This window comes from Kribbella sp. NPDC051620 (genome assembly GCF_044453825.1).
Classification (GTDB): domain Bacteria; phylum Actinomycetota; class Actinomycetes; order Propionibacteriales; family Kribbellaceae; genus Kribbella.
In genome coordinates this window covers 228,922-252,127 of sequence record NZ_JBITDB010000005.1, presented here as the reverse complement: position 1 = coordinate 252,127, position 23,206 = coordinate 228,922, and the positions used below count along the sequence as shown (strand labels likewise).

Below are 23,206 nucleotides of genomic sequence, written 5' to 3'. Positions count from 1 at the left end.
CCGCGGCTTTGTCCTGACGTAGGCTTTTCTGCACCGCGTTAAGTTATCCCTTCCGAAAGAGAGAACCTCCTGTGACGTCGACCCTCAGGACCGTTGCGCTGACCACTGACGGCGGGGCCGCTTGGACCTTACGGGCAGTGGAAGGGCCGGTGCCGGATCGGAACAGCGCCCTGCTCGGGGCGCCCGTGGCGGCGACCGTTCCTGGCGAGGTCTACAGCGATCTGCTGGCGGCCGGGGTGATTCCCGATCCGTTCGACGGGGACAACGAGGGCAAGCTGCACTGGATCGGGAAGACCAGCTGGAGCTACCGGACCGACTTCGACTGGGAGCCGGACGAGCACGCCGTGCAGGAGATCGTTGCCGAGGGCCTCGATACGGCCGCGCGAGTGGTACTCAACGGGAACGAGATCGCGAAGACCTGCAACCAGCACCGGTCGTACCGGTTCGATGTCACCGGGCTGCTGATTGCCGGGCACAACGAGTTGGTGGTCGAGTTCGCGTCGCCGGTGGCGACGGCGAACCGGTTGCGCGAAGAGTCGGGGATGTGGCCGCACACGAATCTCCATCCCTACAACGCGATCCGCAAGATGGCGAGCAACTTCGGCTGGGACTGGGGGATCGACGTCGCGACGGCCGGCATCTGGCGGCCGCTGCGGATCGAGTCCTGGACCGGCGTACGGATCGAGTCGGTCCGCCCGCTGGCCGGGCTCGATCGCGATCGCGGCGTACTGGACAGCAAGGTCCGTCTCGCCTGGTCAGCGGGCGCCACCGACGACGCCACGATCACCGTCGAGGTCGGCGGTACCACCACCGAGATGACCGTTGCCGCAGGCACCGAAGAGGCCGGAGTCACCTCGACCATCGACGCGGTGGACCGCTGGTGGCCGCGCGGCCACGGCGAGCAGCCCTTGTACGACGTCTCCATCTCGGTGACCGCAGGCAATCACAGCGACGCACGGCAAACTCGCGTCGGCTTCCGGACCGTCACGATGAACGTCGCCCCCGACAAGGACGGCGGCCCGTTCGTCCTGTCGGTCAACGACAGGCCGATCTACATCCACGGCGCCAACTGGATCCCCGACGACGCCCTGTTCACCCGGCAGACCCGCGAGACCTACGCGCGCAGCATCCAGGACGCGGTCGACGCCAACATGAACTTGCTCCGGGTCTGGGGCGGCGGCCTCTACGAGAGCGAGGACTTCTACGACCTCTGCGACGAGCTGGGCGTGCTCGTCTGGCAGGACTTCCTCTTCGCCTGCGCGGCGTACTCCGAGGAGGAACCGCTGTGGAGCGAGGTCGAGGCGGAGGCCCGCGAGGCCGTCACCCGGCTGAGCAGCCACGCCAGCCTCGCTCTCTGGAACGGCAACAACGAGAACATCTGGGGGTACGTCGAGTGGGGCTGGCGCGAGCCGCTCGCCGGGCGGACGTGGGGTGAGGGCTACTACATGGACCTGCTCCCCCGCATCGTTGCCGAGCTCGACCCCCGTACGCCGTACTCGGCCGGCAGCCCGTTCTCGTACGACCGCTACATCCACCCGAACGACGAGCGCAACGGCACGATGCACATCTGGGACGTCTGGAACCAGGTCGACTACTCGTACTACCGCAAGTACAAGCCGCGCTTCGTCTCCGAGTTCGGGTTCCAGGGACCGCCCGCCTGGTCGACGCTCGCGAGTGTCGTGCACGACGAGCCGCTCGACCCGTACGGCGAGCAGATGCTCGTGCACCAGAAGGCTTTCGAGGGCAACCTCAAGCTGGAGCGGGGACTCGGCGATCACCTGCCGATGTGGAAGTCGATGGATGACTGGCACTGGACGACGCAGCTCAACCAGGCGCGGGCGATCGCCTATGGCGTCGAACACTTCCGCAGTCTGTTCCCGTTGAACACGGGCGCGATCGTCTGGCAGCTCAACGACAACTGGCCGGTCGTTTCGTGGGCGGCGGTCGACGGGCATGGCGTGCAAAAGCCCTTGTGGCACACGTTGAAGCGCGTGTACTCCGACCGCCTGCTGTCCGTGCAGCCACGAGAAGACGGGCTGGTCGTTGCGGCGCACAACGACACGGACGTCGCCTGGAGCACCGAGGTGACGGTGGCACGCCGCAGCACCGCGACGAGTGGCGAGGTACTCGCCAGCGAAACCTTCGTCCTCGAGGTCGGAGCGCGCGACGCGGTGCTGAATTCCCTGCCGGAGTCGGTCGCCACACCGGGCAACGCGGCCGCCGAGTACGTCGAAGTGCGGGCGGCTGGTGGCGGTACGGCGTACTGGTACTTCGTCGAAGACACCCAACTGCAGGTCGTCCGCGACGCCTACACGTCCGAGGTCAGCCCGACCACCGACGGCTACGACGTAACTGTGACAGCCACCGCGCTCGCCAAGGACCTCGCCCTGTTCCCGGACCGCCTGGAAAAGAACGCCAAGGTAGACAGCTGCCTGATCACCCTCAGCGCAGGCGAGTCACACACCTTCCACGTCACCAACGCCTCGGCCCCGAACACCCCGATCGGCAAGCCGGTACTCCGCTCGGCCAACGACCTCATTGCGGAGTAAGCGCCGCGAGGTGCGAGTGCAGTAGCCGCAGTAGGCGTTTGTGGGTGAAGGTTCTTGGGTCGAAGAGAGCTTGTACTACTAGGCCGTGGGTGAACGCGGCCAGGCCTGCCACCAGGTCGTCCGGGTTGTCTGGTGGCAGGTCGCCGTCGGCTTGGGCCTGGATGACCAGGGGTTTGAGGCGGGAGCGCCAGCGGGCATAGCGGGCCTTCTCCAGAGCGTGGAGTTCGGGGTCGGCCAGGGCTGCGTCCCAGGAGCTGACCCAGACTCGGTTGAGTTCGGTGGCTTCGGGGGTCAGGGGTAGTACTGCAGCCAGGGCCTGCTTGAGCGCCTCCAGGCCCCGGGAGTTTTCTGTGGAGGGGACGAGGTCGCGGGTGCGGGCTTCGGCCAGTTCCAGGGCGTGGACGATCAGGGCCTGCTTGGAGGGGAAGTAGTGGGTGACCAGGCCGGTGGTCGCGTTGAGTTCGGTGGCGACGGCGCGGAGGGTGAGGCCGCTGAAGCCCTCGGTGGCCAGGACTCGCCAGACGGCGGCGGAGACGTCGCGTCGTCGGGCCTCGTGGTCCAGCTTTGCCGGCATCGTCCTATAGTAGGTACATAACAGTTGATATGTACGCCGGGGAGGCAGCATGTTGTTGGCGTCGGAGCTGGCCGAGGGTGCCGAGCTGAGGTCGCTCGAGCCGTGGCAGGCGGGTGAGTTCCTTGCGCATATCGACAAGGCGCGGGCGAATATCGAGCCGTATGTCTCCTTCGTCGACGTGGTCGTCGACGAGCAGGGGGCGCGGGAGTTTCTTCAGCGGTACGCCGATCGGCAGGCGGCCGACAGCGGGCGGCTCTACGGGATCTGGCTGGCGGGCGAGCTGGTCGGCGGGCTGTTGTTCCGGACCTTCGAGCCGAGGACGGGCTGTTGCGAGATCGGCGCCTGGTTGTCGGCCGAGGCGGAGGGGCGGGGGCTGATCACCCGGGCGGTGCAGCAGTTGATCGACTGGGCCATCGGCACGCGCGGCATGAACCGGGTCGAGTGGCGCTGCTTCACCACCAACGAGCGCAGCGCGGCGGTCGCCAAGCGGCTCGGCATGACGCTGGAGGGCACCCTGCGGCAGGACTTCCCGTACCGCGGCCAGGTTCACGACAGCCAGGTCTGGGCGATGATCCGCGACGACTGGGAGCACCGCTCCTGGGCCTGACCGGCGCGCGAGGCATACTCGGGGACCGTGACTGTTCACTGGGGGATCAGGATCGCCGCGCTCGCCGCGGCCGCATCCGTAGTACTGGCCGGATGTGGCGACACGACGGCACCTGCGGGCACAGCAGCCGGTACGCCGACCCTGGGCGGCCTCACCCACGAGACCCCGAGCAACCCATCACCCAGTACTCCGACCGGCGCAACGCCGACCCAGCCCAGCTCACCGGCCACCCAGCCGAGCCAACCCGGCCAGCCCTCGACGCCCGGCACGACAGCGAAGCCCGGTACGAGGCCGGGTGAGTCGCATGAGACCAACCTGATGCCGGTGATCCAGCATGGCCCGCGGGACAAGAAGTGGGTCGCGCTGACCTTCGACGCCGACCTCACCGCGCTCATGCGCAAGCGCCTCCAGCACGGCAAGGTCAAGTCGTACTACAACGAGGCCCTGATCACGAAGCTCCGCCAGGAGAACGTCCCGGCCACCCTCTTCCTCACCGGCATGTGGATGGAGCAGTACCCCGACCGTGTCCGCGAACTGGCCGCCGACCCCCTCTTCGAGCTGGGCACCCACACCTACGACCACCGCGGCTTCACCAAGCACTGCTACACGCTCGGCACCGTCCCCAAAGCCGACATGCTGCAAGACGTCCGCAAAGCGGTAACCCTGCTCGACCAGCTCGACAGTCACGCCACGAGATGGTTCCGCTTCCCCGGCGGCTGCTACGACGGCACCGCCCTGCATGAGCTCGCCCCGGCCGGCGTCACCGCGGTAGGCCTCGACGTACCGGGCGCGGACGGCTTCGCCAAGTCCCCGAAGCCGATCGTCAAGCAGGTGCTCACGCACTGCCAGAACGGCTCCATCGTCGTCCTCCACATGCACGGCGGCGAGAACGCCCCGTACACCGACGAAGCGATCACCCCGATCATCGCCGGCCTGCGCGCCCGCGGCTTCCGGTTCGTCACGGTGACCGAACTGATGGGCGGCTGACGACAGCGCCTCACGCAAGGCGGCCCCGCAGAGTGGCACTCTGGGGGGACGATGACGACGACAGCTGATTCGCGGTCCCGGGGGCGGAGCCTGCGCCGGGATGCGCTGGGGTTGGGCACGTCCACCGCGATCGGGATCTCCTCCTCCGCGCCGGCGTACTCGCTGGCCGTGGCGGTCGGACTACTCGTCGCGTACGTCGGTACGGCCGCTCCCATGGTCCTGGCGCTTGCGGCCGTGCCGGTCGTCCTGGTCACGCTCTGCTTCCGCGAGCTGAACAGGGCCGAGCCGAACTGCGGTACGACGTTCCCGTGGACCGAGAAGGCGTTCGGGCTGGGTGTCGGCCGCATGGTCGGCTGGACCACGGTCATGGCCTGCGTGCTCGTCATGAGCAACCTGGCCCAGGTCGCGTCGATCTATACCTACGTACTGCTCGGCCTGGACGACGCAGCCGGCTCTCGCGGAGCACAGGCCGGTCTGGGCGCCGTGTTCATCGTGGTGATGGCAGTGCTCGCCTACCGCGGCATCCAGATCGCCGCGTGGACCCAGGCCATCCTGCTGACCGTAGAGGTCGTCGCACTGCTGTGGTTCGCCATCAATGCGTTCCACGAGGCCGGCACCCTCAGCCTCCCGACGGACACCGGCCAGGGCAAGTGGGCTACCGGCGTACTGGTCGCAGTGTTCCTCTACTGGGGCTGGGACTCGTCCTTCAGCGTCAACGAGGAGACCCGCGACCCACGGCGTACCCCTGCCATCGCGGCGCTCATCGCCAACGGCTTCCTGGTCATCCTGTACGTCGTAGTCGCCTGGTCGGCTATCGCCTACGCAGGTGTTGGCCCGCTGGCCGACATTGCCGACGATGACTTCTTCTCCGTCCTGAGCAACGACCTACTCGGTACTGCGGGCGGCAAGCTCCTCATCGGCGCAGTGCTCGTCTCCGCGCTCGCCTCCACCCAGACGACCATCCTGCCGACCGCCCGGACGATGCTGTCGATGGCTAGGCGGGACGCGTTCCCAGGACAGTTCGCACGGATCTCCACTCGCTTCCACACCCCGAGCGTCTCCACCTGGGTCTTCGCCGGCGCCAGCCTGGTCATCTACGTCGCCCTGGTGCTCACCTCGGACGCAGTACTGGCTGATGCCGTCGGGGCTGTCTCGGTGCTCGTGTCGATCTACTACCTCGCCACTGCGATCGCAGTACCGGTGTACTTCACCGGCGCGATCGAAGGCCGAGTGCTGCAGCGGGTAGTCGTCCCCTTGCTCGCGGCGGCGTCGTTCGTCGTAGTACTCGTCCTGGCTGTCTCTGAGGTGGGTACCGGGCCCCTGGTTGTGGTGGGTGTAACGATGGTGGTCGGCGCGCTCATCATGTTCTCGATGAAACCGCCGGCCGAGGGGGAAGGCAGGTCATGACACAACAGCGGAGAAGGATGCGCAGTGCCGGCATCACGCTCGGCCTGACCGCACTGGTCGCCGCGTCGCTGACCGGGTGCAGCAGCGGTGACGACGAGAAGGCGGACTACGCCGCGATCTGCGTCGACCCGGAGACCCAGCAGCGCACCGACGACGACAAGTGCAAGGACGACCGCGAGTACCACGGCTCCGGGGCCGGCTTCTTCTGGTTCTACATGGCCACCCGCGGCGGGTTCCTGGTGCCGCCGGTCGGCGGCCGCTACAACGTCAGCGACGGCAGCTACACCAGCTCCAACCTGCGCAACTCCTCCGGTGGTACGGCGACGATCCAGCGCGGCGGCCTGTCCACCAAGGGCGGCAACATCGGCACCATCGCGCGCGGTGGCTTCGGCAAGGCGAGCAAAGGGGGTCACGGCGGCTGATGTGGCGGCATTCGATCAGACCCCGCCCGGGTTGGAAGGACAAGGTCGTCGAGCAGGGGCTGGTCTTCCCGATGACGGACCTGCCCGACGGCAGCCAGACGCCGTACTGGAACGAGAGCGCCTGGTACGAGGTGACCATGGACGAGGTGCTGCACCTCGAACGGGTCACCGAGGAGCTCTACGAGATGTGCAAGCACGCCGCCTCGGTGATGGCGTCGGGTGACCGCTTCAGCGACGCCCAGCTCGGCCTGGCGTCCGGCACGCTGCCGATGGTCCGCGAGTCACTGAAGCGCGACGACCCGTCGGTGTACGCGCGGTTCGACCTGGTCTGGAACGGGGTCGAGCCGAAGATGCTGGAGATCAACGGCGACACCCCGACCGGGCTGGTGGAGTCGGCGGTGATCCAGTGGAACTGGCTGGAGGACGTCTTCCCCGACGCCGACCAGTGGAACTCCGTGCACGACCGGCTGGTCAAGTGGTGGAGCGACCAGCGGGCGGCCGGCGCGTTCCCCGGCAACGAGGCGCACTTCTTCAACTCGGCCGGCGAGACCACCGGCGAGGAGGCGATGACGGTCGCCTACATGCGCGACACGGCGGCGATGGCCGGCCTGGCCACGTACGGGCACGAGATCGAGGACCTCGGCTGGGAGTCGGAGCAGCGCGCGTTCGTCGACTACGGCGGGCGGAAGATCCGGACCGCGTTCAAGCTCTACCCGTGGGAGGACATGCTCGACGACGAGTTCGGCAAGTACATCGTGTCCGGGCTGGAGCGTGAGCCGGTGCGCTGGATCGAGCCGATCTGGAAGACGATGCTGTCCACCAAGGCGATCCTGCCGGTGCTGTGGGAGCTCTACCCCGACCACCCGAACCTGCTGCCCGCGTACTTCGGTACGCCCGGCGACCTGCTCGAGTGGGTGGCCAAGCCGCTGCACGGCCGGGAGGGCAGCAACATCCGGATCCACACCATCACCTCCACCGAGGACGATGTGCACGAAGGGCCGTACGACACCGACACGATGGTCTACCAGGAGTGGAGTCCGCTGCCGTCGTACGAAGGCAACCGGGCAGTGATCGGCAGCTGGATCGTCGACGGCGTCGCGGCCGGCATGATGGTCCGCGAGTCGGACGGCCCCGTCACCGACTACTACGCGCGGTTCGTCCCGCACGCGATCGGCACCGAGGCCCGCCCGGACCAGGAGACCATCCAGAAATGGCTCGCTGAGTAGTCAGTCCACCGCGACGGCGACGTACTTGATCTCCAGGTACTCGTCGATGCCGACAGTGCCGCCCTCGCGGCCGAGGCCGGACTGCTTGACGCCGCCGAAGGGTGCCGCCGGGTTGGAGACGATGCCCTGGTTGAGGCCGATCATGCCGGTCTCGAGCCGCTCGCTGACCCGCAGCGCGCGGCTGATGTCGTTGGTGAACAGGTAGGAGACCAGGCCGAAGTCGGTGTCGTTGGCCATCTCCACGGCCTCGTCCTCGGTCTCGAAAGCAGTCAGCGGCGCGACCGGTCCGAAGATCTCCTCCTTCTGCAGCCGGGCCGACTTCGGTACGCCGGTGAGCACGGTCGGCGGATAGAAATATCCCTTGCCCTCGGCAACCGTCGCGCCGGTCAGCACCTCGGCGCCCTGTTCTACCGCGTCGTCGACCAGATCCTTGACCTTGTCACGTTGCTTGGCGTCGATCAGCGGTCCCAGGTCGACGCCCTCCTCGGTGCCGCGGCCGACCTTGAGCGCGGTCATTCGCTCGGTCAACCTGGTGGCGAACTCTTTGAGTATCGACGAGTGCACGTAGATCCGGTTGGCCGCCGTGCAGGCCTCGCCGCCGTTGCGCATCTTGGCCAGCATCGCTCCCTCGACCGCCTTGTCCAGATCGGCGTCCTCGAAGACCAGGAAAGGCGCGTTGCCGCCGAGCTCCATGCTGGTCTTCAGCACCTTCTCGGCGGCCTGCTCGATGAGCTTCACGCCGACCGGGGTCGAGCCGGTGAAGGACAGCTTGCGGGCCCGGCCGTCGCGGATCAGCGGCTCCATCACGCCGCCGGAATCGCTTGTGGTGACGACGTTCAGCACTCCGGCGGGCAACCCGGCCTCGGTCATCAGCTCGGCCAGCTTGAGCATCGACAGCGGCGTCTGCGAGGCCGGCTTGATCACCATCGTGCAGCCGGCAGCGACCGCCGGACCGATCTTGCGAGCGCCCATCGCGGCCGGGAAGTTCCAGGGCGTGATCAGCAGGCAGGGCCCGACCGGCTGGCGCATCACCAGCAGCCTGCCCTTGCCGTTCGGGGCCACCTGGTAGCCGCCCTCGATCCGGACAGCTTCCTCAGCGAACCAGCGGAAGAACTCGGCGGCGTAGGCGATCTCGCCCTTGGACTCCGCGACCGGCTTGCCCATCTCGAGCGTCATCAGCAGGGCCAGGTCGTCGGCCCGCTCCGTCATCAGCTCATACGTCCGGCGGAGGATCTCGCCGCGCTCCCTGGGGGCCGTGGCCGCCCATTCGGCCTGCGCGGCGACGGCAGAGTCCAGGGCGGCCAGTCCGTCGGCAGGACTCGCGTCGGAGACCTGGCACAGCGTCGTACCGGTGGCTGGGTCCTCCACGGCGAGGGTCTTGCCGCCCTCGGCCGGTCGCCACTTGCCGGCGATGAAGAGTTCGGTCGGACAACCCTCGACGACTTCCTGCTCCCGCGACATCGGCACGCCTTTCAGTAGTGGACATCGCCCACTTTAGGCCGGTGTGCTCAGGCAGTCGCGACGAAGTGTGGGGTGTGCCGGGGGATGCTGCGGATGGCCCGGGTCAGGCCTGCGGCGACAGTACGGAGGATGGCTGACCGGACGAGGCTGTCGAAGGCCAGCGGCACCAGCATGAGCTCGTCGGCGCCGGTACTGGCGGCAACCGACGCCAGGCCGGCTGCAACCCCGGCACGGGTCCCCACGACGTACCCGGGCTCGTCGAGCAGCCGCTCGGCCTTGGTCCGCTCGCGGCCGGTGATCGGCGGCTCCAGCAACTCCATGAGCTCCGCCGGGGTCGCCCTGTTGGCTGCAGTCCGCAGGCGCGACTTCACCCGTACGTACTCCGACAGCCGGACGACAGCGTCCTCATCGGTGTCAGCGGCAACCACTGCCACGGTCACCCCGACGTACGACTTCCCCGTCGGCCCTGTGGGCTCGAAGCTGTCCCGGTACGCCGCAACCGACGCCAGCGTCCCCGCCGGCGCAGTGTGGTGCCCCAGAAAGAGCGGCAACCCCCGTACTGCGGCCACCTGCGCGCTGGCCGGGTTATCCGTCATCACGAAGACAGGCGGCGGCAGCCCAGCCAAGGCAAGCCGCACGTCCCCAACCGGCGCACGTCCAGGCAGCCCGTCCCTCAGGAACCGGCAGAGCTCATCCAGCTTCTGGGGGAAGGTGTCCCATCCCTTCTCGCTCAGACCAAGCGCAGTAGCGGTACTGGGCGGAACAACCGGCGCCCGGCCCACACCCAGGTCGATCCGGCCCGGGTACGCGGCAGCCAGCACCGCGAACTGTTCCGCGACTACCAGCGGCTGGTGGTTGGTGAGCAGCACACTGCCAGAGCCCAACCGGATCCGGTCAGTCCTGGCGGCCAGTACTGCCGCCAACACGGCAGGACTTGCGCCACCGGCCCCCCGGACGCCATGCTGCTCTGCAACCCAGAACCTTCGGTAACCAAGGTCATCGGCGGTCTGAGCCACCTCCACGGTCTCGCGAAGCGCCGCCGCGGCAGACTGGCCAGGCAGCTGCGGCACCACATCGAGCACCGAGTGGGCGGATACCGGGAGGCCGGGAGTCGCGGGGCTGTACACCCGCTCACCGTCGCAGCCCCGAAGACATTGCGCATGGGGGCTCGGCCCCCATGTTTCCGCCGGCTCCCACCCACGGTCGAGGCCCGGGAAAAGCCCGCGAAATTGGGTACTGACAGCCCTTCCTGGCCGCGCCGGCCATCCGGCATCGTTCATGGCGTCGGGAATTCGGCACCCACCAGTGGCCGAACGCCTGACAAGATCCACCGATTCCTGTGCCGAACGACCTTCCACCAGAGGCCGTCCGGCACAGGCGATGCTGGACCGCGGGATGGCTACCCCCAGTCGACGTCCCGCGGTACAGCACCTCTTCGATTCCCCGTCACCAACTTGTTACCGCCCCCATACGGAATATGGGGGATCCGTACCCATGGCAAGGCCCAGGTCCCGATGGCACTCTGAGCGCGTGCTCAACTCCGCAACCGCCGGGACCTCCCGGACCGACCAGTCGACAGCCTGGTGGTCTGCCGGGATGGGCCCGCACGAGCAGGGCCTCTCGATGCCCGCCTGGGCGGAATACGTCGAACGCAGTACAGCCTTGTCCGTCACTCCGGCACCGGTGACAGGCGACTGGCAGCAAGCGCTGATCCGGTGCCTGGAACCATTGCTGGCCACCGCCCGGCAGGACCTCGCCGCGGCGGGACAGGACGGCCCGCTGGCCGAAGAGTTCCTTCAACGGCTGGGCATGCGCCTGCTACGGCTGGCATCCCGAACACTGGTGCTGGAACTCGCCCGGGCCCGCAGCCGCGGCGAACTGGCCGGCGAAACCCCGGCTGAACGTTTTCTCGACTTCACCCACCGGCTCGTCGGAGGGAGCGAGCTGGCGGACTTCCTGGCCGCATACCCGGTGCTGGCCCGGGTCCTGGGCGAGGCGTGCCGACAGTCCATCGAGGGCCACCTCGAACTACTGTCCCGCCTCGCCGAGGACCGCGAGCAACTGACCACCACCCTCCTCTCCGGCACCGACCCCGGCCCCCTCCTCCACATCACCCCCGGCGGCGACCCCCACCGAGGCGGCCGCTCCACAGCCACCCTCACCTTCACCAACGGCCAAAAACTCATCTACAAACCAAGGCCTCTGGACCTTCACGCCCACTTCAACGACCTGGTCCACTGGCTCAACGACAAAACCGGACTGGACCTGCAAACAGTCCACGTACTACGCCGACCCGGCTACGGTTGGCTCGAGTACATCGACCACATCCCCTGCCAGGACCTCACGGAAGTCCGCCGCTTCTACCACCGCCAAGGTGGCCTGCTCGCCCTCCTGTATGTGCTGGACGGCACAGACATGCACCACGAAAATCTGATCGCCCACGGCGACCAACCGGTCCTGGTAGACGTAGAAACGTTGTTCCATCCCAGCCAGCACCTGGCCGGCCTGCCTGGGCAGGACCCCGCTCACGCAGCGCTACAGAGTTCGGTCTACCGAACGGCACTGCTCCCTATGCTATCGTCCGGCGAAAACGGCATCGTCGACATCTCGGGCCTCGGCGGCGATAGCGGCGAGATATCCCCGATCAATGCGGTTGAGTGGATCCACGCGGGCCTGGACACCATGCGCATGGTGCGCCGTCCCGTTCGAACCGGCGAGAGTCAGAACCGTCCGCGGCTCGATGGGAGCGTCCTCGAGCCTCGCGATCACGAGATCGCCCTGCTGGCAGGATTTCAGGCCGCGTATGAGGCGATCGCCTGGCACCGCAGTGAGTTGCTCGGGCCGACCGGACTGATCGCCGCCTGTAGCAACGACGAGGTTCGATACGTTGCCCGAGCGACGCAGACATACGCCTCGCTGCTCGAAGAGTCGACCCACCCCACGGCCATGCGGGACGCGGCTGGCCGCAGCGAGTTGCTCGATCTGCTCTGGGATGCCGATCCGTCCGTCCGCCGTCTGGTGCCGACTGAGCTGTCCGACCTCTGGGCAGGCGACATCCCGTTGTTCACAGCGCGCCCGGACAGTCTGGATGTCTGGGCATCCGACGGCACGCGGATCCCCCAGTTCCTGGCGCGGGAGGGCCTGGCCGCCGTCGAAGCCAAGATCGCCGGCCTGAGCGAGGTGGACCAGCACCGCCAGCAATGGCTCATCTCGGCCACCCTCGCCACCCGTCCCGAGCCTATCGTTCATGCCTGCCGCACCAGCCGGTCCGACATGGGTACTGCGGAAGCAGATCCCGATCAACTACTGGCCGCGGCCACGGACATCGCGGACGAGATCATGGCTCGCGCCGAGAACGGCCGTGACGGCCGTGCGAACTGGCTGGGTCTCGAACTGCTCGACGACCATCACTGGCTGGTTATGCCGATGGGCGCGGGCCTGTCGAACGGCTACACCGGCGTGGCCCTCTTCCTCGCCCAGGTCGGAACGTTGACCGGCGCCGGCAAGTATTCGGAACTCGCCAGAGATGCGATCCGTCCGCTTCCGCAGCTACTCGAAACTCTTGCCCATTCCCCGGAAACCGCGCAGCTCGTCGGGCCGGGCATGCATGGCTTGGGCGGCATCAGCTATGGACTCAGCCGGCTCGAATCGCTATTGGGCGATGCAGAGCTTGGCAGCTGGCTCACGATGTCATTGGAGATCGCTGGGAATCTCGAAACCGACCCTGCCGAGTTCTGTAGCTACTCCGTCGGTGCGGCGGGCGGGCTCACCGCCATGCAGGCGATCCAGGACCACGTTCTCGCAGCGAACCTGGCGAGCCGCTATGCCGACGAGTTGCTGGCAGCAATTGAATTCGGTGCACGCCGAGAAAACCCCAACCCCGACCCTGGATTCACACACGGCTACCAGGGTCTTGCATGGTCCCTCGGCCGGTACGGCACACCAGGCGACCGTTACCACGCCGCGGCCATCGTCGCGGCAGACCTGGATCGACAAGGCGCCGCACCCAATCCTGGCTGGTGCTCCGGAGACGCCGGCGCCACCCTTGCCCGGCTCAGCGCCGGTGTACCCGCGGACCTCGAGGCATACCTCCAGTCCGCTACAGAACGTCCGGTGCTCTCCGACATGAGTTTGTGTCATGGCGAGCTCGGCGCGGTAGAGCCAATCCTTTGGCTCGCTGAAGGCGGTGCCCCAGCTATAGAGGCGGTCCGGCGTCGCCGGGCCGGGCTGGTGCTCGCAGCAGTACAGCAGTACGGACCGCAATGCGGCACTCCGAGAGGGGTGACGTCGCCAGGTCTGCTGACCGGCTTGGCTGGCGTCGGCTACGGACTTCTTCGTCTGGGCTTCGGGAGCCGCATTCCGTCCGTGCTGCTGCTAGAACCGAACACCGGTGACCAGCGCCCATCACAGCACTGAGCACCGATCAGAACACCATCGACAGGGGAACAGCATGACCGCCCAGAACTCGCAGAACAATCCGTTCCGTCAGCAGCGCACCACGTCTGAGCCGTACGACACCGATTCAGTCGGTGACATCGAGCTACCCAAGCGAAGCCGCGCCGGCTCCAGGGCACTCGCCCTCGTCGGGTCGGCCTCCGTGCTCGCGACGGCCATCATGGCCGTCGCCGACTGCATCACCATCTCGACCAGCTCAGTCAGCAACAAGATCAACTGACGGCACATCCAGAGGACCCATCATGACCACCCAGCAGAACTTGCCCGAAGATCAGCACTGCCAGCTCACCGACGATCAAGCCGATCCGATCGGCCCGATCACGATGCCCGGGGTCGGCTGGATCGGTTCCAGAGCTCTCGCGTTGATCGGGGCCGCCAGCGTGCTCGCACTCGGCATCAACGCGATCGTCGATCCTGGAACCTCAACGCCGCCCACCGTTAGTAGGTGACTCCAGCCGGTCGCCGCCGAAGCGACTGCACCAAGCGCTTGCTTGGTGTCCCAATCAGCGGCGACCGGCCGAACCAACTGCCTCAGCCCCAGAGCATGGATAGAGTTTGCATGCAGAGCCAGGCGGCTTCCCGGCCGACGATCTCAACACCGGGGCACCGACACGATCCTGCGCTGATCGATCACCGCCGACAGGAGAAAACCTGATGACCGCACAACAGAATCCGCCCACAGATCCGCACATTCAACTCACCGACGAGCAAGCCGATCCGATAGGCCCCATCTCGCTACCCAAGCGGAGCCGGATCGGGTCCAGAGCGCTTGCTCTGGTCGGCGCTGCGAGCGTGCTCGCGCTCGGAGCCAACGCACTGATCGACCAGACCAACGTGACGACGACAGTCTCAGTCAGCGCTCGATGAGCGCTATCAAGCGTTTGCTTGTAGCACACCACAGCGGCGACCGGCCGGACTCAGTGCGCTAACCCCCAGAGCATGGATAGAGTTTGCAGGCATGCAGACCCATGCGCCCCGAGTGGTCGGCAGAGACGAGGAGATCGAGCATCTCGACGAGCTACTCAGTCAAGCCCGTGACGGGCGTGGGGGAGCAATCTTCCTAGTTGGCGAACCTGGCATCGGAAAGAGCCGGCTCGGCGCCGTCGCCACTTCCAATGCGCTCGGTCACGGAATGGCAACCCTGCGTGGGCGGGTGGGCGCCATGGGCACCATGGTCGCCTTCCGTCCTTTCAGCGAGGCGTTTCTGTCCTTGATCAGGCGTGGTGAGATGCCTGATCCGGGGGCTCTCGGCCCCTATCGTCAGATATTGGGCCGGTTGATCCCCGACTGGCACGACGGCAGCTCACGCGAGACCGGCACCTCAGCGGTCCTGCTCGGTGAGGCGATTCTGCGGCTACTCGGGCTGATCGCCCGTGATCGGGGTGCGCTGGTCGTGCTGGAGGATCTGCACGGCTCAGATCCCGAGACGCTCGCGGTGATCGAATATCTGCTCGACAACCTCGAGGACCAGCCAGTCGCCCTGGTCGCAACCTTGCGTCCCGAACAAGGATCCGCCCTCGATCTGGCGCGAATAGCCAACCAGCGCAGTACCGCCCGGCTTATCGAGTTGCAGCCGCTCAACCGTCGGCAGGTACGCGAACTCGCGGCCGGCTGCCTTGAGGTCGGCACAACCGGGGTACCGGATCAACTGGCCGAGCGACTGTGGGCGGACAGCGCCGGAATCCCTTTCATCGTTGAGGAACTACTGCAGGAAGCTGACCGGACAGGACAGTTGCTGGCAAGCGCCGATGGATCGGTTCAGGTCGTCGAGGACCTCAGGACCGGCGTTCCGGCAGCGGTAGTACGCAGTATCAACAGCCGAACCAATCAGCTCACGGCGCAGTCCCGGGAGCTTCTACTGCTGGCCGCGGTCATCGGGCACCGCTTTCCACTAAGTGTGGTCCGGCGTGCCGGCAACGTTGACGAAAGGTTGCTACTGGCAACACTTCGAGCCGGTCTGACAGCCCAGCTGGTCGGTCCGGATGAGCCCGTCCCCGACTGGTATGCGTTCCGGCATCCGCTGACGGCGGAGGCGTTACTGACCGGGCTGACACCCGCCGAACGGTCCGCTTTGGCCTTGCGCTGCGCGAACGCGATCGAGGAGCTTCACCCCGCCCTGACCGGCGAGTGGTGCACGATGGTCGCCGAACTCGCCCAAACCGGCGGAGAGACTGCCCGGGCCGGACGGTTGTTCGGCCAAGCTGGCCGACGATCCTTCGACGACGGATCGATGGCGTCTGCAGTCCATCTACTGAACCGTGCCCGCATGCTGCTCACCAACGACCCTGACATCGACTACCGCGCGGAGATCCTCGAGATCCTGCTACTCGCCGCCGGCGAGACCGGACAGTTCGACCATCCGGCAGCCAACTCCGAGGTGATCGACGAACTGGACAGCCGGCAACTCGCACCCCGCAAGGTGGCCGCGTTGTATGTGCAGTTGGCCCGGCTCGAACATACCGCCGGTCGCTGGTCCTCTGCCTCCAGTCACCTCGCTGTCGCACGATCACTGCTCGGAGACGACCCAGCCGACGCCGACCTAGCCCCTGTGGACTCGATCGCGGCCCTACTCGAGTTGTCGAAAAGCAGCCCGGGTCGCCTGAAGTCGGCCGTGGAGCTGGCCACCCGCGCTGCTGCCGCCGCCGAGCGCGCCGACCTCCCCTCGGTCGCCATCGACGCCTGGCAATTACTCGGCATTCTCTCGCGGGAACACGACCTGGATCAGTCGATCACCTATTTTCGGCGGGCCCGACAAGTCGCCACCGAGAACAACCTGGCTCTCCAACGGGTAACCTCCCACCTCTTCGTGGCCGGCTCCATCTGTCTGGCCGACGGCGATGTCACCGAGATGGAGCAAGTTCGGCACCAAGCACTGCGGATCGGCGCGATGCCGATGGCCTACGAGATCGAGGGAGTGCTTGGGCTGCAAGCGATTCTTCGATCCGAATATGCCCGGGCCGAAGAGATGATCAAGGCCTGTCTGGAGGTGACCCAACGACTCAAGCTCAGCCGCGGCGCGCCGTACGAGCTGGTGAGTATGGCGATCCTGGCAGGTCATCAAGGCAAGCGGGCCGCAATGGAAGCGACCCTTGCACAACTGACGAGCTGGGGTGAACGTGCCTCCCACGAGCTCCCGCTGTCCTACGGACTGGCCAGGACCTTCTGCGCGTTGCTCGAAGAGAACCGTGACCTGGCAGAGACCGACATGGCTCAGGCGCTCGCCTATGACGCACAGAATCCGACCACGTTCCACATGGCCGGGAAGAACGGGCTGGGTTTGTTGCTCGGCGTACTCGCAGGCAGGAACGGCTGGCCGCACTACGAGGCTGTCGCGGCCACTGCCGGGAGCAAAATGCGGTGGAATCGGCAGTTCGTACAACTGGCTCTCGCGGTGCTGCTCGGAAGGGACGGCAAAGCCGCCGAGGCAGATGAGGCGGTTGCCCGGGCCTTGGAGTCCTCGGAGCTCTACCCGATGGCTCGGCATCTTGGACTCCGGCTGATTGCGGAGCCGGCGGCGGCTGATGGGTGGGGGGAGCCGGTGGTGTGGCTTCGGCAGGCTGAGGATTATTTTCATAATGCTGAGGTGCCGGCGGTGGCTAGTGCTTGTCGGAGTATGTTGCGGCAGTTGGGGGCTACTGTGTCGCAGCGGCGTAGTGGGTCTGAGCAGGTGCCGGCTCATCTGCGGCAGCTGGGGATCACGACTCGGGAGTTCGAGGTTGTGCAACTGCTGGTGGATCGGATCGGGAACAAGTCGATCGCTTCGCGGTTGCATATTTCGCCTCGGACTGTGGAGAAGCATGTCGCGAGCTTGATGACGAAGACTCAGCAGCCGGATCGGGAGGCGTTGAGCAGCTTTGCCCGGACTGTGCTGCAAGACTGAGGGCAGGGTCCGTTGCAGGACTGATCCCGGGCCCTGTGCGTGTGCTGGGCGCCGGGGCGCCGTTCGGGTGATAGTTGTCGACTCACGGAAATTCCGGGCGACCGCCCGCCTTGGAGCTCCGGCGGCACGCACGCAACTGGCCGGGTAATTTATGAACGCTCGCTTTATATATAGGATGGGCGAGTGGCAGGCAAGGGGTCGGACATGAGCAAGGGAACGGTCGGCGGCGGCGGTACGACGATGCTGCGGCGGATCAACGTCGCTGCGGTGCTGGACGCGGTCCGCCGCTCGGCACCGGCACCGCTGCGAGTCGCTGAACTGGTCGAGCGCACCGGACTGGCCAGGCCGACGGTGGCCCAGGCCGTCGACGAACTGCTGGACGCCGGCTGGCTGCAGCAGCACGGGCCTGACTCCGCCGACCGCTCGCTGGGCCGCCCGGCCATCCGGGTCTCCCTGCGCGGGCGCGCGGCGCCGGTGCTCGGACTCGACGTCGGCCCGCACCGCGTCACGGTCGGGGTGTCAGACCTGGCCGGCCGCAAGCTCTCCCTGGTACGCCGCTCCGGCCCGGGCTGGACGGCTCAGGAGCTGCTCGGCGTCATCAGCGAGGTGATCACCGAGGCACTCGCCGAGGCAGAGGTCCCCGCCGAGGACATCGCCGCAGCCGTCGCCGCCAGCCCCGGCATCGTGGACGAGCACACCGGACGGGTCCAGCTGGTCCCGTCCGTACCGGGCTGGTCCGCGATCGACCTGACCAAGCACGTCCGCAGCCTGCTCGACTGCCCCGTCATGCTCGACAACGACGCCAACCTGGCCGCCCTGGCCATCGCCGCGGCCCGCGGCGGGACGGGCACCCTCCTGGCTGTCCAGTGGGGTGAGCGGCTCGGTGCCGGCATCGTGATCGACGGCCGGCTCCACCGCGGTACAGGTGCGGCCGGTGAGATCGGCTTCATCGCCACCGCGCCGGACGACGTGATCAACCCCGAGGACAGTCGCGGCCCGCTGGAGCGCGCTGTCGGCTCGGAGGCCATCGCCGAGCTGGGTCGTCAGGCCGCGCTCGCCAACCCGGACTCCCGCCTCGCCGAGCTCGGCCGCGACCAGCTCGACACGGCAGACGTGTTCGCCGCGGCGGCTGAGCGCGACCCGGTGGCCCAGGCAGTCGTCCAGCATGTCGCCCGCGACTTCGCCCGCGCGCTGGCGCCCGCAGTACTGGTCCTGGACCCCACTGCTGTAGTCATCGGTGGCGGTGTCGCCCGGGCCGGCGCAGTGCTGCTGGACGCCATCTCCGACCAGCTCCGGCTGCTCACCCTGAACCACCCCAAGCTGGAGCTCTCTGCCCTGGCCGAGGACGCAGTAGTCACCGGTGCGATGCGGATGGCCCTCGACGAGGTCTGGCAGCGCAAGCTCCCGACCCCCGCCCTCACCACACCCGCCTAGCCCAGGACAGCCTTGGCGATGGCGTCAGGGCGGTCCAGATGGACCAGGTGCGCCGAGTCGGGCAGTACTTCGACAGTGGCGTTCAGCCTGGCAGCCAATGCTCGCTGCCCGGCCAGCCAGCCGTTGGCGGTGAAGCGAGAGCTGCCGCCTGTCGCCACGAGAACGACAGTGGGCGGCAGTACGTCCGGTGGAGACTCCAGTAGCCGGGCAACCTCGGCCGCGAGCTCCCAGCTGCCGGTCAGCTCGTCCCAGAACAGCAACCACGAGCCGGCAGCGCCGTACCGGCGTCGAGCGGTCGCCCTAGACAGCAGGTCGTTGTTCCGCATGCTCCCGACCCGGATGAGCACCCGCCGAGCCGCAGTACCAATCAGCTGCGGTACGCCGAACCGCCCCACCCCCCGCAACACCGCCCGCACCACGCGGTCCCCCACCGTCCCTGGGTAAAGCCACCGCCACCCGGTCTCCGATGTGAGGCTCGAGTCGATCAGCACCAGTCGCTCGACCTCCCCCGGATGAGTGAGCGCCCACCGCAGCACCGCCAGCCCACCGATCGAGTGCCCGAGCAACCCCACCGGCAGCGTCACGCCCCGACGCAGCTCGGACACTGGTGCCGTGATCGGCGTCAACCACGGGTCGAGCACCCGCACGTCGCCGGCCGGCAGCAGCGCGAGGACGTCGCCGAACTCCTCGGGAGCCTCGGCCAGTCCCGGCACTACCACCCAGTTGCTGGTCATCGGGGAAAGCCTGCCTCAGGCTTCGGCATAATCGAAAGAGTTGCAGACGAGACCAAAGTGAGAGCCGTGGGATGGGATGATCGCCGGGTGTCATCGGAACAGGTCCTCCCGCAGTGGCAACAGCGCGCGGCCGTCTGGGTCGGGCGGGTCGTGGTGTTCGCCTCGATCTGGTCGTTCCTGGCGATTCCGCTGCACCTGTTCGCACCGGCCTATGTGAAGCGGGTCGACCAGGCCTTCGACTTCTTCGGCATCCCGGCCGGACACACCTTCTTCTCGGCCGTCTACCTCGCGGTCGTCGGCAGCGCGCTGCTGCGTGGCAAGCGCGCCGCGCTGCTGTGGGTGCTGTGGGTCTTCGAGGCGCTGTGGCTGCTCACCGCGGTCGCGGCGGTGGGGCTGGCCGGCGTCCGGCTGGCCAATCCGCGGGACCAGGACCTGATCAGCGAGTTCGGCGAGGCCAAGCCGCAGGACCTCGAACTGGCCATCGTCCAGGTGGTCGTGGTGGCCGCGCTGGTGCTGCTGCTGTGGAAGATCCGCGCCGCGTTCCCGGCCCGCCTCGCACCCGGCACCCGCCGGCTCGCCGTCGGCGCCCTGATCGCCGGCCTGATGATCTCGATCGCGGTCAGCATCACCCTGACGCAGGCCTTCCCCCGGACCCTCACCGGCCAGAAGGAGAAGATCGGCTGGGCCGTGATCGCCGCGCTCGGCCAGAGCCGCAGCAAGATGGGCGAGGGGCACGAGGGCCATGGCTGGGTCGGTCTGACCGTCGGTGCCATCTCCGCGGCCTCGCTGGTGGTCGCCTTCTGGATCTTCCTCCGGTCGGTACGCCGGGTCCGCTACCTCAGCCAGCCCGAGGAGCTCCAGGTCCGCCGGCTGCTGCTCGAGTACGGCGAACGCGACTCGCTCGGCTACTTCGCCACCCGCCGCGACAAGGCCGTCGTCTTCGCGCCCGACAACCAGGCGGCGATCGCCTACCGCGTCGTCAACGGCGTCAGCCTCGCCAGCGGCGACCCGATCGGCGATCCAGCGGCCTGGCCCGGCGCGATCCAGCGCTGGCTGGCCGAGGCGCAGAACTACGGCTGGTCCCCGGCCGTGCTGTCGGCCAGTGAGGAGGCCGCGCACGCGTACGTCGACGCTGGTCTGCGCGCGCTCGCGATGGGCGACGAGGCGATCATCGACGTCGCGGACTTCACCCTCGAGGGCCGGACCATGCGCCCGGTGCGGCAGGCTGTCACCCGGGCCCAGCGAGCCGGATACCACGCCGAGGTGGTTCGGCATGGAGACCTCTCGCCCGAGGCGCTCTCGGAGTACGTGAAGCTCGCCGAGAAGTGGCGTGGCGCGCACACCGAGCGGGGTTTCTCGATGGCGCTCGGCCGGCTCGGCGACCCCGCCGACGCCCGGTGCGTGATGGTCATCGCGCGCGACTCCGAAGGCGCGGTACGGGGGCTGCTCTCGTTCGCTCCATGGGGTGTGCGCGGGGTGTCGCTGGACCTGATGCGGCGCGATCCCGAGTCCGTGAACGGCCTGATGGAGTTCATGGTCAACGCGCTCGTCGAGGCGTCCGGCGATCTCGGCGTCCACCACATCTCGCTGAACTTCGCGATGTTCCGGGAGATCTTCAGCGACGCCGAGCGCGTCGGCGCCGGGCCGGTGCTGCGGCTCACCAACGCACTGCTGACCGCCGCGTCGAGGTTCTGGCAGTTGGAGAGCCTGTACCAGTCCAACGAGAAGTACTTGCCACGCTGGTCACCCCGCCTGATCTGCTACTCCCGTGGCGCCTCGCTGGCCCAGGTGCTGCTGGCCGCCGGTACTGCGGAAGGCTTCCTGCCGGCGCCTCGCCCCTGGACCCGCGTCGACAGCGCGGAGACCGCCGAGCGGCACGCGATCATGGCTGCCGACGGCGGACAGTTCGCGGCGGCCGTACGCGAGCAGGAGCATGAGTTGTTGCGGCCGGTGCTGCCGGATCGCAGACTCACCGAGCAGGAGCAGATCCGGCGCGCCAAGCTCGCCGAACTCATTGCCAAGGGCATCGATCCGTACCCGGTCACGGTGCCGCGGACGGAAACCCTGGAACGGATCCGCGCGCTCCACCCGAACCTGCCGCCCGATCACCACACCGGCCACGAGGTCTCCGTCACCGGCCGGGTGATGCGGATGCGCAACCACGGCGCGCTCTCCTTCGCCCTGCTGCAGGACGGGCTGTCCAGCCTGCAGGTGATGCTGTCGGCCGACGCGACCGGTGACGAGGCAATCGAGAACTGGCGGCGCCTGGTCGACATCGGCGACCACGTCAGCGTCACCGGCGAGGTCGTCACCAGCCGCCGCGGCGAGTTGTCGGTCGCGGCGACCGAGTGGGTGATGGCGGCCAAGTGCCTGCATCCGCTGCCGGACAAGCGAAAGGGCTTCACCGATCCGGAGGCGCGGGTTCGGCAACGGCACCTCGACCTGGTGATGAACCCCGAGTCGCTGCAGATGATGCAGCAGCGCAGTACCGCGGTCCGGGCGTTGCGGAACGGGTTCGAGACGCGTGGCTTCATCGAGGTCGAGACGCCGATGCTGCAGGCGGTGCACGGTGGCGCCAACGCGCGGCCGTTCGTCACCCACATCAACGCCTACGACACCGACCTGTTCCTGCGGATCGCGCCGGAGCTGTTCCTCAAGCGGCTCAGCGTCGGCGGGATGGGCAAGGTCTTCGAGCTGAACCGCAACTTCCGCAACGAGGGCGCGGACGCGACGCACAACCCGGAGTTCACCTCGGTCGAGGCGTACCAGCCGTACGCCGACTACACCGTGATGCGCGAGCTCACCCGGGAACTGCTGATCGAGGCCGCGACGGCCGTCCACGGCAAGCCGATCGTGAAGCGCCCCGGCGGCGAGCTCGACATCTCGGGCGACTGGCCGGTGATCACCGTGCACGACGCGGTCGGCCGCGCCACCGGCGTACCGATCGACTCCGGTACCTCGATCGATCGTCTGCGTGAACTGTGCGCGGAGCACGGTGTGCATGCCGGCTTCGACCTGACCGCGGGCGAACTCGTGCTCGAGCTGTACGACGAACTGGTCGAGCCCACGACGACGCTGCCGACCTTCTACACCGACTTCCCGCTCGAGACGTCGCCCTTGACCCGGACCCATCGCAACGACCCGCGACTGGCCGAGCGCTGGGACCTGGTCGCCTTCGGCGCGGAGATCGGTACGGCGTACTCCGAGCTGGTCGACCCCGTCGAGCAACGGCGGCGGCTCACCGAGCAGTCGCTCAAGGCCGCGTCGGGCGACCCCGAAGCGATGTCGCTGGACGAGGACTTCCTCAGCGCCCTCGAGTACGCGATGCCCCCGACCGGCGGGCTCGGCATCGGCGTCGACCGGGTGATGATGATGCTGACCGGCCAGAACATCCGCGCCACTCTCGCCTTCCCCTTCGTCCGGCCGGCGCCGCGCATCTGAACGTCGGAACCGGTCAGAGCGTCAATACG

The 23,206-nt window shown here is 67.6% G+C and carries 17 protein-coding genes; 13 read left to right on the top strand and 4 right to left on the bottom strand.

The genetic code is table 11. The features are described 5' to 3' along the window. The first annotated feature begins 149 nt into the window (after window positions 1–149). On the top strand, window positions 150–2,549 hold the full coding sequence (locus tag ACIA12_RS25780) for a glycoside hydrolase family 2 protein (protein WP_396369647.1): 2,400 nt from the start codon (window positions 150–152) through the stop codon (window positions 2,547–2,549). On the opposite strand, the gene ACIA12_RS25775 is transcribed toward ACIA12_RS25780, so the two are convergent. Then, the gene (locus ACIA12_RS25775) at window positions 2,536–3,123 is read right to left on the bottom strand and encodes a TetR/AcrR family transcriptional regulator (protein ID WP_396369646.1); all 588 of its coding nucleotides are present in this window, start codon (window positions 3,121–3,123) and stop codon (window positions 2,536–2,538) included. The genes ACIA12_RS25780 and ACIA12_RS25775 overlap by 14 nt on opposite strands. 49 nt (window positions 3,124–3,172) lie before the next feature. On the opposite strand from ACIA12_RS25775, the gene ACIA12_RS25770 reads away from it, so the two are divergent. From ACIA12_RS25770 to ACIA12_RS25750, 5 genes are read left to right on the top strand one after another with little or no spacing between them, the layout of a single operon-like run. Further along, window positions 3,173–3,730, top strand: a complete 558-nt coding sequence (locus ACIA12_RS25770) for a GNAT family N-acetyltransferase (protein ID WP_396369645.1) — start codon at window positions 3,173–3,175, stop codon at window positions 3,728–3,730. Window positions 3,731–3,757: 27 nt separating this feature from the next. Further along, complete coding sequence (locus ACIA12_RS25765; RefSeq protein ID WP_396369644.1) at window positions 3,758–4,717, top strand: polysaccharide deacetylase family protein; 960 nt, start codon at window positions 3,758–3,760, stop codon at window positions 4,715–4,717. 51 nt (window positions 4,718–4,768) lie between these two features. After that, a complete protein-coding gene (locus ACIA12_RS25760) occupies window positions 4,769–6,124 on the top strand; it encodes an APC family permease (protein ID WP_396369643.1) in 1,356 nt (451 codons plus the stop codon). After that, a complete protein-coding gene (locus ACIA12_RS25755) occupies window positions 6,121–6,546 on the top strand; it encodes a hypothetical protein (protein WP_396369642.1) in 426 nt (141 codons plus the stop codon). The genes ACIA12_RS25760 and ACIA12_RS25755 overlap by 4 nt, the downstream gene beginning before the upstream one ends. After that, a complete protein-coding gene (locus ACIA12_RS25750) occupies window positions 6,546–7,772 on the top strand; it encodes a glutathionylspermidine synthase family protein (RefSeq protein WP_396369641.1) in 1,227 nt (408 codons plus the stop codon). Before ACIA12_RS25755 ends, ACIA12_RS25750 begins: the two co-directional genes overlap by 1 nt. Here the strand turns inward: ACIA12_RS25750 and ACIA12_RS25745 are convergent, their stop codons facing one another. Continuing rightward, complete coding sequence (locus ACIA12_RS25745) at window positions 7,773–9,233, bottom strand: NAD-dependent succinate-semialdehyde dehydrogenase (protein WP_396369640.1); 1,461 nt, start codon at window positions 9,231–9,233, stop codon at window positions 7,773–7,775. Window positions 9,234–9,280: 47 nt separating this feature from the next. Continuing rightward, complete coding sequence (locus ACIA12_RS25740; RefSeq protein ID WP_396369639.1) at window positions 9,281–10,360, bottom strand: MsnO8 family LLM class oxidoreductase; 1,080 nt, start codon at window positions 10,358–10,360, stop codon at window positions 9,281–9,283. Between the two features lie 403 nt (window positions 10,361–10,763). On the opposite strand from ACIA12_RS25740, the gene ACIA12_RS25735 reads away from it, so the two are divergent. From ACIA12_RS25735 to ACIA12_RS25710, 6 genes are all read left to right on the top strand, one after another. Further along, window positions 10,764–13,649 carry a type 2 lanthipeptide synthetase LanM family protein gene (locus ACIA12_RS25735; RefSeq protein WP_396369638.1) on the top strand — a complete coding sequence of 962 codons (2,886 nt, stop codon included), beginning with the start codon at window positions 10,764–10,766 and terminating at the stop codon, window positions 13,647–13,649. Between the two features lie 34 nt (window positions 13,650–13,683). Beyond that, window positions 13,684–13,908 carry a hypothetical protein gene (locus tag ACIA12_RS25730; RefSeq protein WP_396369637.1) on the top strand — a complete coding sequence of 75 codons (225 nt, stop codon included), beginning with the start codon at window positions 13,684–13,686 and terminating at the stop codon, window positions 13,906–13,908. A gap of 22 nt (window positions 13,909–13,930) precedes the next feature. Then, entirely contained in the window at window positions 13,931–14,137 is a 207-nt protein-coding gene (locus ACIA12_RS25725; RefSeq protein WP_396369636.1) for a hypothetical protein, read from the top strand. Window positions 14,138–14,342: 205 nt separating this feature from the next. Then, window positions 14,343–14,555, top strand: coding sequence for a hypothetical protein (locus tag ACIA12_RS25720; protein ID WP_396369635.1), 213 nt, complete (start codon window positions 14,343–14,345; stop codon window positions 14,553–14,555). A 91-nt stretch (window positions 14,556–14,646) separates the two neighbouring features. Beyond that, window positions 14,647–17,568, top strand: coding sequence for a helix-turn-helix transcriptional regulator (locus ACIA12_RS25715; RefSeq protein WP_396369634.1), 2,922 nt, complete (start codon window positions 14,647–14,649; stop codon window positions 17,566–17,568). A gap of 204 nt (window positions 17,569–17,772) precedes the next feature. After that, a complete protein-coding gene (locus ACIA12_RS25710; RefSeq protein WP_396369633.1) occupies window positions 17,773–19,002 on the top strand; it encodes an ROK family protein in 1,230 nt (409 codons plus the stop codon). Here the strand turns inward: ACIA12_RS25710 and ACIA12_RS25705 are convergent. After that, window positions 18,999–19,736, bottom strand: coding sequence for an alpha/beta fold hydrolase (locus ACIA12_RS25705; protein ID WP_396369632.1), 738 nt, complete (start codon window positions 19,734–19,736; stop codon window positions 18,999–19,001). The two genes, ACIA12_RS25710 and ACIA12_RS25705, sit on opposite strands and share 4 nt — an antisense overlap. 87 nt (window positions 19,737–19,823) lie before the next feature. Between ACIA12_RS25705 and lysX the strand changes: the two genes are divergently transcribed. Next, window positions 19,824–23,177: a bifunctional lysylphosphatidylglycerol synthetase/lysine--tRNA ligase LysX gene (gene lysX, locus ACIA12_RS25700; RefSeq protein ID WP_396369631.1), complete on the top strand. Its 3,354-nt coding sequence runs from the start codon at window positions 19,824–19,826 to the stop codon at window positions 23,175–23,177. Window positions 23,178–23,206: the final 29 nt, after the last annotated feature.